This window comes from Rhizobium sp. YTU87027, assembly GCF_050644135.1.
Classification (GTDB): domain Bacteria; phylum Pseudomonadota; class Alphaproteobacteria; order Rhizobiales; family Rhizobiaceae; genus Rhizobium.
Genome location: NZ_CP098440.1, coordinates 3,740,456 through 3,754,641 on the forward strand (window position 1 = coordinate 3,740,456; position 14,186 = coordinate 3,754,641).

Genomic DNA, 14,186 nt, shown 5'->3' on the forward strand with positions numbered 1-14,186 from the left:
CTCCGTCTGAGGTCCGGCGAAAATCTCTTCGCGCAAAAGTAAACTGGTGTCAAACGCTCTAGTTTGGAATGATTTTAAGAGTACTCGCCGCCGTTACCTGTGCGAATACTCAGCCCTTCCTCTGCATACGACAGAAGAAGAAACCGTCCGTGTCGGTGGAGGCGGGTGTCAGCGTGATCGTCTTGCCGTCGGAGGAACGCGGGCGTGGGCTGTCCTTTCCGAAGAGACCATCCCAGGCAGGCAAGGCGCTGACGATCTCGTAATCGCCGTTCTCGGTGGTGAAGCGCCGGACCTGCTCCTCGTTTTCCTGCGGCAGCACCGAGCAGGTGACATAGATCAGCTCCCCGCCCGGCCGTACAAAGGCGCTCGCCTGCTTGAGGGCATCCTGCTGCTGGGCGGTGCGCTCGTCGAGGTTCTTTGCGGTCAGTCGCCATTTGGTGTCGGGCCGCCGCCGCCAGGTTCCGGTTCCCGTGCAAGGCGCGTCGACGAGCACCTTGTCACAGCGGTCGCTGAGGCCCTTCAACGCCTTGGCGTCGTCATGGACCTGCACATTGCGGGTTCCGGCACGCTTCAAGCGTTCGATGATCGGCGCGAGACGTTTGCGATCCGCGTCGTAGGCGTGGACCTGGCCTTTGTTGTGCATGGCCGCGGACATGGCGAGCGTCTTGCCGCCCCCGCCGGCGCAGTAGTCGAGAACCTGTTCGCCGTCTTTAGGCAGCACGAGATCGGCAACGATCTGCGATCCCTCGTCCTGCACTTCGAACCAGCCTTTTTGGAACGAAAGCTCGGCTGTCACGTTTGGGAGCCGCGAGGCTCCTTCGCCGGCGGGAATCCGGATCCCGTATCGCGCGATCGCAGCCTCTTGTGCGCCGGCTCTTTCAAGCGCCTTGACCGTCTTGTCGCGGGTGGCCTTGAGGATGTTGGCGCGCAGATCGAGCGTCGGACGCCCTGCGAGAGCCTGTGCCTCGGCAAGCCAGCTGTCGCCGAAGGCACTTTCGAAGGAGGATTGGACCCATTCAGGGATATCGCCCTGAATATGAGCTGGAGCGTCGGTCAAGCGACGGCTGTTGAAAGCGGAGAGTTGCGCTTCTGAAAGTGAGGTAGGTGCGAACTTGTCGTCCGCAAGCTCCGCCGCAAGCGTTTCCGGTGTGAAGCCCCACTGCCGGAACATGACGGCGTAAGCGATGGAGGAGGCACTGTCGTCGTCCATCAGCCAGGCGTGGGACAGGCGCATGCGAAGTGCATCGTAGACGATGTTGCCGATCGCGGCGCGGTCGCCGGATCCGGCAAACCGATGGGCGAGGCCCCAGTCCTTCAATGCATCGGCGACAGGCCGTCTGCGGGCATCGATATCTGCAAGAACCGAAATCGCCCCTTCGAGCCGTCCGCCCAACCGCATTCAAACAGCTCCTATCGCCTGGATCAAAATACCGGGCTTGTGAACGATCCGCAGGAAGCGCGACAGACGCAGCGGATGGTACACAAGTCTAGACCGCGTCGTAAACGCGATTGGCGACAAGAGCAAGCGACCCATTCGAGTACGGGAGAACGCTTAGCCTATGACTTCGTAGCAGACCTTTGCCGTGCCGGTGCTGACCATGCCAATGTTCTGGGCGGCAGCGCGGGAGAGATCGAGCACGCGACCGCGAATGAACGGGCCACGATCGTTGACGCGAACGACGACACTACGGCCGTTGTTGCGGTTGGTAACTTTCAGCTTCGTGCCAAATGCCAGTGAACGATGTGCTGCAGTATTGATGGCGGGGTTCATGCGTTCCCCGGAAGCGGTTTTGGAGCGAAGTGCGTACCATGAAGCACCACCACAACCATTTGCAGCAAATCCTTCAACGGGAAGGATGGTAGAACAGGCTGCAATAGTTGTTGCGGCGATAATAGAACGGCAGATTTTCTTCAAAACGGATTGTCCCTCAACTGTTGAACTCGCGCCTTGTGGGCGGTGGGAGGGTTGAATCCGGCCAAGTGTGGCGAAAAAGTGCCCCCAATTATCACGGAATATTACAGAGCGTAACATTTGTGATGGCTAGATGCGCGGCAGGGCGCCGTTGAAAATCAAGGAAATGGGAAAAAAGATAATGAAATCAAGTAAAATTCGAACGTTTTTTGCAAGGCCATATCCACGCAACTCAAGATCACAAAATTAACGAAAATAATTTTGCGTGATTGCCATAATTACTGCCCCATTTGAGCAAATTCAGGGGCCGTTAACCATAAACCGGTGCTGGATTTTGTGCGGCAAGCGAGCGAGGTAGAATTTTTCTGCCTTTTACCGATTTGCCCATGACGGGATTTAGCAACCGAAGGACGCAAATTTTGCAACCTGCTCCCGCTTGGCAAGCCGCGCTCCGATGCGCAAAGTGATGCCGACCGCCCCTACATCAGATAAAAATCCGCGGGCCCTGTCGAAAACGACAGACCTCAGGCGTCTTTACCTTGCAAGGCCGCAACGCGCTAGCTGCGATGCGCCTCGTTTAATTTTGGCAGGGAGGCTGCGAAGTTATGAGCATACCCTATCGTTGGATTATTGTTGCCGCCGGCGCATTGATGACCTGCGTTGCGCTTGGCGCGATGTTCTCGCTGGCGATTTTCCAGGAGCCCATCGCAATCGAAACCGGTTGGTCGCACGCGGGCATCGCGAGTGCGATGACACTGAATTTTATTGTCATGGGGATTGGTGGTTTCCTTTGGGGCACCGCAAGCGATCGCTTCGGTCCGCGCATTGTCGTTTTGATCGGCGCTGGCGGCCTTGGCCTGGCGCTTGTCTTGGCAAGCCGGGCGGAGTCGCTCCTGCAATTTCAGTTGACTTACGGCATTCTGGTCGGACTTGCTGCCAGCACCTTTTTTGCACCGATGATTGCGACGACGACCGGCTGGTTCGAGGAGAACCGCAGCCTTGCCGTCTCGCTGGTGTCGGCCGGCATGGGTGTCGCGCCGATGACGATCTCGCCCTTCGCACGCTGGCTGATTTCCGCCTATGATTGGCGAACCGCGATGCTGCTGATTGGCGTCACCGCCTGGGTGCTGCTGATACCGGCAGCCTTGCTCGTTCGCCGTCCGCCGGCGGAAGCAGGCGCCGCCGCCGCCCTCATATCGAACGGCGAGCAACCCAAGCTCTCGCAGGTGTTCCGTTCACCGCAATTCATTGTGCTCGGGCTGACATTCGCCGCCTGTTGTGCGGCGCATTCAGGCCCGATCTTTCACATGGTCAGCTATGCCACTATCTGCGGCATCGCACCGATGGCTGCCGTCAGCATCTACAGCGTCGAGGGGCTCGCGGGGCTGGGCGGACGGCTACTCTATGGCGGGCTTGCAGACAGGATCGGCGTGAAGCCCGTGCTTGTGGCCGGCCTGCTTGTCCAGGCGATTGCGCTGGCAACGTACCTCTTCGTCAGCCGGCTCGGTGAATTTTATGTTCTGGCAATCATCTTCGGGAGCGCCTATGGCGGCGTCATGCCGCTCTATGCTGTGCTTGCGCGGGAATATTTCGGCCCTCGCATCATCGGTACAGTGTTCGGCGCTGCGACCATGCTCTCCAGCCTTGGCATGGCATTCGGTCCGCTGATCGGCGGCTGGATCTTCGACACGTTCCACAACTACTCGTGGCTCTTCATCGGATCCGCGCTGGTTGGGCTCGGAGCGGCGGCGATCGCGCTGGCGTTCCCACCGCTCTCACGGGCAAAGACGACCGAACCGGCTCTCAGCGCCTCGGCCTGAGGCGCCGCTATCCTCGCCAGCTGTTGCTCTGCATCAGCTGTGCGAGGGAGGCGGGATAATTCGGGAAGGCGAATGTGAAGCCCGCCGCCTTGAGCTTGGCGTTCGAGACCCGCTTGTTCTCGCCGTAGAAGGACCGCGCCATCGGCGTAAGTTCGGCAGTCTCGAAAGGCTGCTCCGGCGGGGGCTCGACGCCTAGAAGGCGCGCGGCCTCGACAATGACGTCCTGTGGTGGGCCGGGCAGGTCGTCCGTCACGTTGTAGATGCCGCCGAGCCCGTGCGCGGCGAGAAACTGCGTCGCTGCGCCGATATCCTCGACCCGGATCCGATTGAAAACCTGATCCTTCTTGATCAGCCGTCGCGCGGTGCCACGTTCCAGATTGCAAAGGGCATTGCGGCCCGGGCCGTAGATACCGGAGAGTCGGAGAACCGCCACCGGGATACCGACCTCGGTGCCGATGACCATCCACCCATCTTCCGCTTCCAGCCGCTCCTTCGACCGGCCGGAAACCGGCGTGCAGGGCGTGTCCTCGGTGACCCAGTTTCCCTTGTGATCGCCATAGACGCCGACAGTCGAAAGGTAGCCGATCCACCGAAGCTTGGGCATCATCTCGCGCAACCGATCGCGCGTCAGCCCGATCAATGGATCGCCGCTTTCCCGCGGGGCAATGGATTGAACGAGATGCGTCGTATCGCGCATTGCCGCGCGCAAGTCGTTCCCCAGGGTTTCGCCATCGAAAAGGAACGCGTTAATGCCTTGGGCGCGCAGGGCAGCTGCCTTGTCGTCCGTCCGTGTGGTCCCGGATACGCGCATTCCATCAGCTATGAAGGCCTTGGCGATTGCCTTGCCCGAATAGCCGCAGCCGAAAATCATCACATCCATCACACCACTCCTGCTAGCCGCCATTCGTTCAGGACATCGCTGTCCGACTCATCTGGCCTTTGTGCCGCAAAGGCAGAAAATTCACCAGCCTCGAGAAGGCGCGAAAGCGCCCACACCGCCATGCCCCGCACGGTGGGCGAGGGGTCCTGCGACAGTGCCTGACATCGCTCGACAAATCGGCGCTCACCCGAATTGCCGGCGGCGATGAGTACATTACGGATGAACCGATCGCGCCCAATACGCTTGACGGGTGAGCCGCTGAAGAACGTGCGAAAGATGGGATCATCGAGGCTGAGCAGATACTCGATCGATGGCGCCTTCAGATCCTCGCGAGCCTGCAACTTCATTTCGGATGCCTCGTGGGCAAACTTGTTCCACGGGCAGGCGGCGAGGCAGTCATCGCAGCCGTAGATTCGATTGCCGATCAGGGGACGCAAAGCTGGATCGATCGGGCCCTTGTGCTCGATGGTCAGGTAAGAGATGCAGCGCCGCGCATCGATCTGGTAGGGGGCCGGAAAGGCATTGGTCGGGCAGATGTCGAGACAGGCGCGGCAGGAGCCGCAGTGGTCGACTTCGGGACTATCGATGTTCAGATCCGCGGTCGTGAACATCGAGCCGAGGAAGAGCCAGGAACCAAGCTCACGGCTGACGAGGTTGGTATGTTTGCCCTGCCAGCCGAGGCCGGCGGCTGCTGCCAGCGGTTTCTCCATCACCGGAGCGGTATCGACGAAGACCTTCACATCAGCCCCGGCACGCGCCGCAAAGCGCGTCGCAATCTCCTTGAGCCGTCCCTTGATGACGTCGTGATAGTCGCGATTGCGCGCATAGACGGAGATCGCGGCCTTGTCGGGCTTTGTCAGAATTTCGCGGGGATCCTCGTCAGGCCCGTAATTGAGGCCGAAGACGACAATCGATCGGACATCGCTCCAAAGCGTGCGCGGATCGCCGCGCCTATCGCGGGTTTCCGCCATCCACTCCATCGTGCCATGCCGCCCCGCGGCGATGAATTCGCCAAGCCGCTCTTTGGCCTCCGGTATGGCATCGGGTCGGGTGATGCGACAGAGGTCGAATCCGAGAGCCTTCGCCTCCGAGCGAACGAAGGCGGTGAGAGTGTCGCGGCGTTTCTGTTCCTTGTTTTCCGTGGCCATCGAAGGCCCTCGTCAGAAATCCAGATCGGCGTAGTGCGAAACCGGTGTCAGACCGCGCACGCGTTCGGTAAGTAACGGCCGGAAGGATGGGCGTGACTTCAAGCGCTGATACCACTCCTTGACAACAGAAGCTTCCGACCAGTCGATCTCACCGAGATAATCGAGAATGGAAACGGCAGACGCCGCAGCCAGATCGGCATAGCTCATGCGGTCACCCGCCAGCCACTGGCGCGAGCCTGCGAGCCATGTGAGGTACTTCATGTGCTGGCGGATATTCGCCCGCGCCGTGCGAAGGATCTTCGAGTCGGGCGCGCCGCCTCCCTGGTCCGCCGTCATCTGCAGTTTGTAGACGCGCTCGCGGGCAAGCGGCTTGGTCACGTCGGTTTCCATCTTCTGCATGAACCACTCCGTCAGGCGGCGGATTTCGGCGCGCTGAAACGGATCTTCGGCAAGCAGGCGGCGATCACGCTTGAGCACGCCATGCGTCTCGTCGAGATACTCGGAGATCACGGCAGCGCCGCACAGCGCCCGCATACTGTCATCGACGTAGACCGGCAATGTTCCAGCCGGGTTCAGCGCGAGGAAGTCCCGGCGCTTCTCCCATGTCTGTTCCTCGATCAGATCTGCCTGATAGCCGTACTCCGTCAGGATCAGCCGAACGAAGCGTGATGCGGATGACATGGGGTGATGATAGAGCGTGGGCATCGATTCTCGGATTTTTGAGGGGTGTGGCACGTTGCAAGAGCGCGATCATTATAGCGCCCTAGTCATGACTCATTCGTTGAAGCTATAGGAGCTTGGCCCTTCCAATACAAGCGAGTCGGGTTGCGGACTGCCCGACAAAGGACGTCGACCTGCCCGGAAACTGTTTTTTGCTTTTTCGCCCTGCCTTCGTCACTTCCAGACGCCATAACCCCACCGAACGCCCCCCGACCAAACTCCACGGAGACAATTCATGGAATATGTGAACTCTATAATTCTAGGCATAATAGAGGGAATTACCGAGTTTCTGCCGATTTCGAGTACCGGACACCTTATCATCGCGGAGCAATGGCTCGGCCACCGCTCGGATATGTTCAACATTGTTATTCAAGCCGGCGCGATCCTCGCCGTCACCATCATCTACTGGCGCCGCCTGCTGGACCTGGTTCTCGGCTGGCGCGATCCGCGCAACCGTTCCTACGCCGCCAAGCTGATTGTCGCATTTCTCATCACCGCGATCCTCGGACTTGTCGTCAAGAAGCTCGGCTTCGAGCTACCCGAGACAGCGACGCCGATTGCCTGGGCACTGATCATCGGCGGTATCTGGATGATCTTCGCCGAATGGGCCGCGGCGCGCCGACCACCCCACAAGGAGATCACCTGGCTCGTCGCCATCCTCGTGGGCATCGCCCAGGTGGTTGCCGGCGTGTTCCCGGGAACATCACGATCGGGTGCGACGATTTTCGTCGCGATGTTGGCTGGTACCGGCAATCGTGCGGCAGCGACCGAGTTCGCGTTTCTGGTCGGTATCCCGACCATGTACGCAGCGAGCGCCTACGAACTGCTGAAGACATTTAAGGATGGTGGAGCGGCAAACGAGGACTGGACGAGCCTCGGGATCGCTTTCGTCGTCTCGACGATCGTTGCTTTCGTCGCTGTAAAATGGCTGCTTTCCTATATCCGCAGCAACCGCTTTACGATGTTTGCCATCTACCGCATCATCCTCGGCGGCATTCTGCTTGGCATGGCGGCGACTGGGGCCATTGCCTGAGACGCTTGCTGATTGCCGCGTTCGCGCAACGACCGTGTGGATACAGCGGGTCTCAGCCTCTAATCGAACCGCGGATAAAAAAGAACCGGCGCGAAAGCGCCGGCTTGTTATCGGCTGATGGAGCCGGTCTCGCAGGGATCGATGCCGTAGGCTGGCGAGCACTCACCCTTCACCGCTGCAACCGAACCGGGTGCAATGAAAGACCCTGCCAGAATAACCAGCGCCGCGCACGCAAACAGAAGCGCGATTGACCTACCCATCGAAGAAAGCCTTTCAAAAGTCGTTAGCGCGCCGTCAAGGCGCTGAGTCCATTGGGAGACGCGCGGGGTGTGTAGTCAGCGCAATGACAAATAGCAATAAATGTTCCTGCTAAATTTGGTGTTAATTCCGCTAATTTTTTCGTGCGGCTTTTATGCAACGAGTGCCTGCCGGACATAGAGAAAAAAGCATCCACAACTTGCGCGATTCCGGAAAACTCTTCCAAGAAAAATGCCGCCCGCGAGTTCGCAAGCGGCACTGCTAATTAGACGATAAGCAGTTGGCCTCAAGCGGCCTTGCCCGATCCGGTATACTGGCCGTGCGGACGGTAGTGCACAAGATACGAGCCGATGACCGAGCTTACCAAGGTTGGCGTGACGCCGATGCCCTTCAAGGTGCGGCCCTCGGCTTCCGCCTCCTTTGAGACAACGTTGTTCTTCTTCAGAAGGCGTACCTGATCTGCGGTGATCGGCGGCGTGATGAACGGAACGAGCGAGGCAACACTGCCGATCAGCGAGGCAATACTGAAAGGAAGCGAGACCAGGCGATTCTTGCGCCAGGTTGCCTTGAGCATCATTTCGAGACATTCGCGGAACGTCAGCACTTCGGGTCCGCCGAGTTCGAAGACTTCGCCTGCGGTCACCTTGCCCTCGACGGCCTTGGCAACGGCCTGGGCGACATCGACGACATAGACTGGCTGGAATTTCGTCTTGCCGCCACCGATCAACGGCAGGAAGGGCGAGATACGGGCAATGTCGGCAAACTTGTTGAAGAAGCTGTCCTCGGGACCGAAAACGACCGACGGGCGGAAGATGATGGCATCCGGTTTGATCGCGTGGATCGCCGCCTCGGCGCGACCCTTGGTACGGGCATATCCCGAATCGGAATGCGCGTGCGCGCCGATCGCCGAGATATGGATCAGTTTCGCGCCAACGCTGCGGGCCGCCTCGGCGACTGCACGTGCACCGAACTCCTGGACTGCTTCGAAGGAATTGCGGCCGGCCTCGTGCAGGATGCCGACGCAGTTGACGACAAAGTCGGCGCCTTCGACAGCGCGGTCGACCGAGTTGCGGTAGCGCAGGTTCGCCTGGACGAAGGATATCTGGCCGACATTGCCGATCGGCTGCAGGAAGCCGGCGAGATCAGGCCGGCGGACGGCAACGCGAATGCGGTAGCCGCGCTTTGCCAACGCGCGCACGATATGCCTGCCGATGAAGCCGGACCCTCCGAACACGGTGACGAGTGGCGGCAGGTTGGCAAGGGTCATAGCAGGCTCCTCGAAAGGCTCAATTGTTTGGTCGATCTGGTTTCGTCTTAGACCAATCGCGGTGCGACGAAAAGGGCTATCGCGCCGCAGTTCTCACCGCTGAGAACGCGTTCTAGACGCCTTCGACGACGACCATCTCGGCGTCGGCGACTTCCTGGCGGATTTTCGCCGCGATCTGGTATTCCGGCGAGTTGTAGCAATCGACGGCGTGCTGCATCGAAGGAAACTCGATCACCACGTTGCGTGCCCGCGCCTTGCCTTCAAGCTCGGTGATCGCGCCGCCACGGGCGAGGAAGTTGGCGCCGTACTTTTCGAAGGCCGGCTTCGCCGCCGCGACATAGTCCTTGTAACGCTCCGCATCGCGAACATCGACGCGCGCAATCCAATATCCCTTTGCCATCTTAGATGCTCCCTGGCCCACTGATTATTGAAGGGCAGCCGACATCTCGGCGAGGATCGCCCGGGTCGCTTCCTTCGGATCGGCTGCCTTGACGATCGGGCGGCCAACGACGAGATGGCTGGAGCCGGCCTGCAGCGCGGCAGCCGGCGTCATCACGCGCTTCTGGTCGCCCTTGTCGGCACCGGCAGGGCGAATGCCCGGCGTGACAAGCGCCATGTCGGGGCCGATGATCTTGCGTACGGCCGAGGACTCCTCGGCGGAACAAACGATGCCGCCCATGCCGGCGAGATGAGCCTGTTCGGCGCGGCGCAGGACCAGCGTATGCGGATCGTATTCGTAGCCGGCGGCAATCAGATCCTGCTCGTCCATCGACGTCAGCACGGTGACACCGAGGAGGCAGAGATCAGAGCCCTTCGCGGCCTCGACCGCGGCCTTCATCGCCTTCGGATAGGCGTGTAGGGTCAGCATCGACATGCCCATCTTGACGATGTTTTCGACGCCTGACGCGACGGTGTTGTCGATGTCGAGCAGCTTCATATCGAGGAAGACCTTCTTGCCGCTCTTGGCAAGGTCGCGCGCGAACTCCAGGCCACCCGCAAAGGCGAGTTGATAGCCGATCTTGTAGAAAACGACGTCGTCGCCAAGCGTATCGACGATCTTTTCCGCTTCGCCAAGCGTTGGAACATCCAGCCCGACGATCAGGCGTTCGCGTGCATCCATCTCACATCCATCCCTGCCACTCTTCGATGGGCGTCCAGTCGCACGATAGCCGCTGATCCGCAAGGCTGAAACAATAGAGATTGCCACCGCCGCCCGGCTGGTCGCCGTCGCGTTGGATGGGGCGACCCTGCAGATGACACTTCAGCAACGTGCCGACGCCCCCATGCCCGACGAAAGCAACAGGCGAGGTGGGATCGTGCGACGCGAGAATATCGGTGACGGCCGAGACAATCCGCCGTTGCGCGTCGATGGCGCGTTCCCAGCCCCTGAAGCTCTCTGCGGGATGCGCAAAGAACCAGTCGGCCGCCTTCTCGAACTCCGGCGGCGGCAGGAAGCCGGTTGCCGAGCGGTCGTTCTCATGCATGCCGTGGACGATCTCGATGGTCAGCCCTGCCGCGGCGGCAAGGATCTCGGCGGTCTCGATCGCCTTCGTCTCGTCGCTGGAAATGATGCGCCGCAACTGCTTTGCCCAGTCGCTTTCGGCCGCTTTATGGGCGCGCGTAGCGCCAATCTCCGACAGCCCCCATTTTGGTACGGGAACAGCCGGATCGATCTTCACCTGCGGATGAGTGATGTAGAGACTGAACACAGGGTTCAGCTGCGCCGGTAAATCCAAAGCTGCGCCGGCGGAATGTTCCGCACGATGAAGTCGAAGTGCTGGATGTGATAGCGATCCGGCCGCGCGATGATTGGCGAGACCGGGCCATAAGAGATCTGGACAACGGGGCGGCCAGCCGGCAGACGGTCGAGCAGGCTTTCGAGAAGCGCGATGCGGGCCTGCATCGGGAAGTTCAGCAGCGGGACGGCAGACACGACGGAATCGAACTTCTGATCCTTCATGGCGCCAAGCGTCTTGTCGAGATTGAACGCATCGCCATTGATGAAGTTCACGCCCGGATAGAGCCGAACCAGGTGCTCGTAGAAATCCGTTGAATACTCGACCGCGACCAGGTTCTCCGGCTTCACGCCCCGTCCGAGAATTGCCTTGGTGATCGCGCCCGTGCCAGGTCCGAGCTCGAGGACTGGCAATCCGGAGTGCAGGTTGACGATGCTCGCCATCTTGCGTGCGGTAATGGAGGAGGTCGGAACAATCGAACCGACAGTCTTCGGCCCCTGCATCATTCCCTTGAAGAAGCGGATCTCTTCGTCAAACTTCTTGCCCAGCCGTTCCTTCAGGCGCAACGCCATTCCACCATCCTCCTAGATATGCAGCAACAAAGCAGCCCGGTCTTTAATTGCAGTTAGTCGGGCCGAAAAACAAGGCCAGACGTCGCAATTGGCAAAGTTTGTACGGCAAATGCGACGCGCGATTAGACGCGCATCGGCATCAGCACGTAGAGAGCGTCGTCGCCGGTCGTGTCGCGAATGAGCGTCGGCGAGCCGGCATCGGCAAGCAGGAAGATCGCTTCCTCGCCGGAAAGCTGTGCCGTAATGTCGAGCAGATATTTCGCATTGAAGCCTATTTCCATCGAGTCGGTATCATAGCCGACCGCGACTTCCTCCGTCGCGCTACCCGAATCCGGATTGTTGACGGTAAGCAGAAGCTGGCCGTCGGAGATGGCGAGCTTGACTGCCCGACCGCGCTCGGAAGAGATCGTCGAGACGCGGTCGACGGCCTGCGCAAACGTCGTGCAATCGACGCGCATTTCCTTGTCGTTGTTGGCCGGAATGACGCGCTGGTAATCCGGGAAGGTGCCGTCGATCAGCTTCGAGGTCATGACGATCGAGCCGATGCTGAGGCGGATCTTGGCGTCGGAAACTTCGACGGTCACGATCGCATCCGGCACATCGACAAGCTTCTGCAGTTCGCCCACGGTCTTGCGCGGGATGATGATGCCGGGCATGCCTTCCGAGCCGGACGGTGCATTCACGTCGGCGCGGGCGAGGCGGTGGCCGTCGGTTGCGACGGCGCGCAGCTTCAGGTCGCCCTTGCTCTCGATGGTGTGGAAGAAAATGCCGTTGAGATAATAACGGGTTTCCTCGGTCGAGATCGCGAACTGCGTGCGATCGATCAGCATCTTGAGGTCGGTCGCCTTCAGCTTGAAGGTGTGGCTGAAGGTACCGGCGGTGAGGTCAGGGAAGTCGGATTCCGGCAGGCACTGCAGCGAGAACTTCGAGCGGCCGGACTGGACCGTCATCGAGCCCCCATCGGTGCTGGTCGCCAGCAGGACTTCGGAACCATCAGGCAGCTTGCGCACGATGTCATAAAGAAGATGGGCGGGAACGGTCGTTGCGCCCGCTTGTTCGACATTGGCTGGTGTCGCTTCGGTCACTTCGAGATCGAGGTCGGTCGCCTTCATGTCGAGGTTCTGGCCCTCGGCGCGCAGCAGGATGTTGGACAGGATCGGGATCGTGTTCCGGCGTTCGACCACGCGATGCACGTGGTTCAGCGACTTCAAAAGGTTGGACCGCTCAATTGTAATACGCATGGGATGCTACCGCTTTCGACCGTTACTGCTTGAGCGCGCATGTTGCGCGCCGCAAGGAATGCTTTTGCCCAAGAGGGACCAGAGAGTGGACAGGCAAAATGGCAGGATTTTGCGACCGATTGCAAGAGGTACCAGCGGAAGCGTCAATGCAATTGCCGTTTTCCCGCGCAATGCTCACAGAAATCGCAGCGGCCTTGCCGAACTGCAAGGCCTCGCCCATAAAGGCGCGAAGTCAAAGAAAGTGAAACTATCTTGAGCAATGACGATGTGATGGCCGAAGGTGGCAGGCAACGCAGCTTTCGCCTGCACAATATGCCCATTCCGGCACGGCCGTTGGAGCCGGCGCTTTACCTCGTTGCGACGCCGATCGGCAATCTCGGCGACATCACGCTGCGTGCATTGGAAACACTTGCCGGCGCCGATGTGCTGGCCTGCGAAGACACCCGCGTCACCCGCGTCCTGCTTGACCGCTATGGCATTCAAAACCGGCCCTACGCCTACCATGAACACAATGCCGACGAGGCTGGGCCACGGCTCTTGCAGGCGCTGGAAGCCGGCAAGTCCGTCGCTCTCGTCTCCGACGCCGGGACGCCGCTGGTCTCGGATCCCGGCTATCGTCTGGCGCAAAACGCCATCGCGGCCGGCTATCGTGTCGTGCCGATTCCCGGGGCTTCGGCACCGCTTGCCGCTTTGGTCGGCTCCGGCCTGCCCAATGACGCCTTTCTCTTTGCAGGGTTTCTGCCGAGCAAGGACAAGGCCCGCCGCGATCGGCTGGCCGAAATCGAGGCCGTTCCCGCAACGCTGATGTTCTTTGAATCGCCGCACCGTATAGCCGCAACGCTGGCCGCCGCCGCCGATGTGCTCGGCGGTGATCGCGCCGCATCCGTCTGCCGTGAATTGACGAAGACCTACGAAGAGTTTCGGCGTGGCACGCTGGCGGAGCTTGCCGGCCATTATGCCGACGTCGACAGCGTCAAAGGCGAGATCGTGCTCGTCATTGGTCCGCCTCCCGAGCGCATTGTCGAAGCCGCGGATGTCGATGCGATCTTGGCAGACCTGGCCACGACTTTACCCACCTCCAAGGCCGCCGCCGAAGCCTCGCGGCTCACAGGCATTTCCAAGAAGGAACTCTACCAGCGGCTCCTCGACATGAAGGGTGGCGATGGGCGATAGGGCTGCCGCCGGCGACCGCCGCAAGGCTCTCCGCCGGGGTCGTATCTCCGAGTATCTTGCCGCGATCTATCTCATGCTGAAGGGCTATCGCATCGTCGCCCTGCGCTACCGTACGAAGCTCGGGGAGATCGACATCATTGCACGCAAGCGCAATCTGGCGATTTTCGTGGAAGTGAAGGCGCGCCGTGACCACATGGGCGCCATCAACGCCGTGTCGCCAACGGCGCAAAACCGCATCAAAGCCGCTAGCGATCTGTGGTTGGCGAGGCAACGCGATTATGCGGTGCTTTCGCAGTGTTACGACATTGTGGCCATCCGGCCTGGCCGCTTGCCGCGCCACTTTCCGAATGCCTTCTGAGCTGCTTGCAATCGCGTGCAAAAAGCCTCCACTGTAACACTCCTGTCATCAAACCATTAAGGAGGCGT

At 60.3% G+C, this 14,186-nt stretch carries 16 protein-coding genes; 4 read left to right on the plus strand and 12 right to left on the minus strand.

What is annotated here, in order from left to right; all coding sequences use genetic code 11:
* Positions 1 to 109: 109 nt before the first annotated feature.
* On the minus strand, positions 110 to 1,399 hold the full coding sequence (locus tag NBG89_RS18470) for an RsmB/NOP family class I SAM-dependent RNA methyltransferase (RefSeq protein ID WP_431321136.1): 1,290 nt from the start codon (positions 1,397 to 1,399) through the stop codon (positions 110 to 112).
* Positions 1,400 to 1,552: 153 nt separating this feature from the next.
* Positions 1,553 to 1,915, minus strand: coding sequence for a septal ring lytic transglycosylase RlpA family protein (locus NBG89_RS18475; protein ID WP_431321137.1), 363 nt, complete (start codon positions 1,913 to 1,915; stop codon positions 1,553 to 1,555).
* A 602-nt stretch (positions 1,916 to 2,517) separates the two neighbouring features.
* Between NBG89_RS18475 and NBG89_RS18480 the strand changes: the two genes are divergently transcribed.
* Positions 2,518 to 3,732: an MFS transporter gene (locus NBG89_RS18480; protein ID WP_431321138.1), complete on the plus strand. Its 1,215-nt coding sequence runs from the start codon at positions 2,518 to 2,520 to the stop codon at positions 3,730 to 3,732.
* 7 nt (positions 3,733 to 3,739) lie between these two features.
* Here the strand turns inward: NBG89_RS18480 and NBG89_RS18485 are convergent, their stop codons facing one another.
* Genes NBG89_RS18485 through NBG89_RS18495 form a run of 3 tightly spaced genes read right to left on the minus strand, consistent with a single transcriptional unit; the run spans position 3,740 to position 6,465 of the window.
* Positions 3,740 to 4,612 (minus strand): SDR family oxidoreductase, encoded by an 873-nt coding sequence (locus NBG89_RS18485; RefSeq protein ID WP_431321139.1) that lies wholly within the window; start codon positions 4,610 to 4,612, stop codon positions 3,740 to 3,742.
* Complete coding sequence (gene queG, locus NBG89_RS18490) at positions 4,612 to 5,760, minus strand: tRNA epoxyqueuosine(34) reductase QueG (protein WP_431321140.1); 1,149 nt, start codon at positions 5,758 to 5,760, stop codon at positions 4,612 to 4,614. Before queG ends, NBG89_RS18485 begins: the two co-directional genes overlap by 1 nt.
* 12 nt (positions 5,761 to 5,772) lie before the next feature.
* Entirely contained in the window at positions 5,773 to 6,465 is a 693-nt protein-coding gene (locus NBG89_RS18495) for a glutathione S-transferase family protein (RefSeq protein ID WP_088691082.1), read from the minus strand.
* A 250-nt stretch (positions 6,466 to 6,715) separates the two neighbouring features.
* Between NBG89_RS18495 and NBG89_RS18500 the strand changes: the two genes are divergently transcribed.
* A complete protein-coding gene (locus NBG89_RS18500; protein ID WP_088691083.1) occupies positions 6,716 to 7,513 on the plus strand; it encodes an undecaprenyl-diphosphate phosphatase in 798 nt (265 codons plus the stop codon).
* Positions 7,514 to 7,620: 107 nt separating this feature from the next.
* Here the strand turns inward: NBG89_RS18500 and NBG89_RS18505 are convergent, their stop codons facing one another.
* The 7 genes from NBG89_RS18505 to dnaN form a co-directional block, all read right to left on the minus strand.
* Complete coding sequence (locus NBG89_RS18505; protein WP_016552420.1) at positions 7,621 to 7,773, minus strand: hypothetical protein; 153 nt, start codon at positions 7,771 to 7,773, stop codon at positions 7,621 to 7,623.
* A 284-nt stretch (positions 7,774 to 8,057) separates the two neighbouring features.
* A complete protein-coding gene (locus tag NBG89_RS18510; RefSeq protein WP_431321141.1) occupies positions 8,058 to 9,038 on the minus strand; it encodes a complex I NDUFA9 subunit family protein in 981 nt (326 codons plus the stop codon).
* 112 nt (positions 9,039 to 9,150) lie between these two features.
* Positions 9,151 to 9,438: a DUF1330 domain-containing protein gene (locus NBG89_RS18515; RefSeq protein ID WP_088691085.1), complete on the minus strand. Its 288-nt coding sequence runs from the start codon at positions 9,436 to 9,438 to the stop codon at positions 9,151 to 9,153.
* A 24-nt stretch (positions 9,439 to 9,462) separates the two neighbouring features.
* Entirely contained in the window at positions 9,463 to 10,158 is a 696-nt protein-coding gene (gene pyrF, locus NBG89_RS18520; RefSeq protein ID WP_431321142.1) for an orotidine-5'-phosphate decarboxylase, read from the minus strand.
* A gap of 1 nt (position 10,159) precedes the next feature.
* Positions 10,160 to 10,747, minus strand: coding sequence for a histidine phosphatase family protein (locus NBG89_RS18525; protein ID WP_431321143.1), 588 nt, complete (start codon positions 10,745 to 10,747; stop codon positions 10,160 to 10,162).
* Positions 10,748 to 10,752: 5 nt separating this feature from the next.
* The gene (gene pmtA, locus NBG89_RS18530; RefSeq protein WP_431321144.1) at positions 10,753 to 11,346 is read right to left on the minus strand and encodes a phospholipid N-methyltransferase PmtA; all 594 of its coding nucleotides are present in this window, start codon (positions 11,344 to 11,346) and stop codon (positions 10,753 to 10,755) included.
* Between the two features lie 122 nt (positions 11,347 to 11,468).
* Entirely contained in the window at positions 11,469 to 12,587 is a 1,119-nt protein-coding gene (gene dnaN / locus NBG89_RS18535) for a DNA polymerase III subunit beta (protein ID WP_431321145.1), read from the minus strand.
* Between the two features lie 270 nt (positions 12,588 to 12,857).
* Between dnaN and rsmI the strand changes: the two genes are divergently transcribed.
* Entirely contained in the window at positions 12,858 to 13,760 is a 903-nt protein-coding gene (rsmI, locus tag NBG89_RS18540) for a 16S rRNA (cytidine(1402)-2'-O)-methyltransferase (RefSeq protein ID WP_431322736.1), read from the plus strand.
* Positions 13,750 to 14,118 (plus strand): YraN family protein, encoded by a 369-nt coding sequence (locus tag NBG89_RS18545; RefSeq protein WP_431321146.1) that lies wholly within the window; start codon positions 13,750 to 13,752, stop codon positions 14,116 to 14,118. The genes rsmI and NBG89_RS18545 overlap by 11 nt, the downstream gene beginning before the upstream one ends.
* The last annotated feature ends 68 nt before the right edge of the window (positions 14,119 to 14,186 follow it).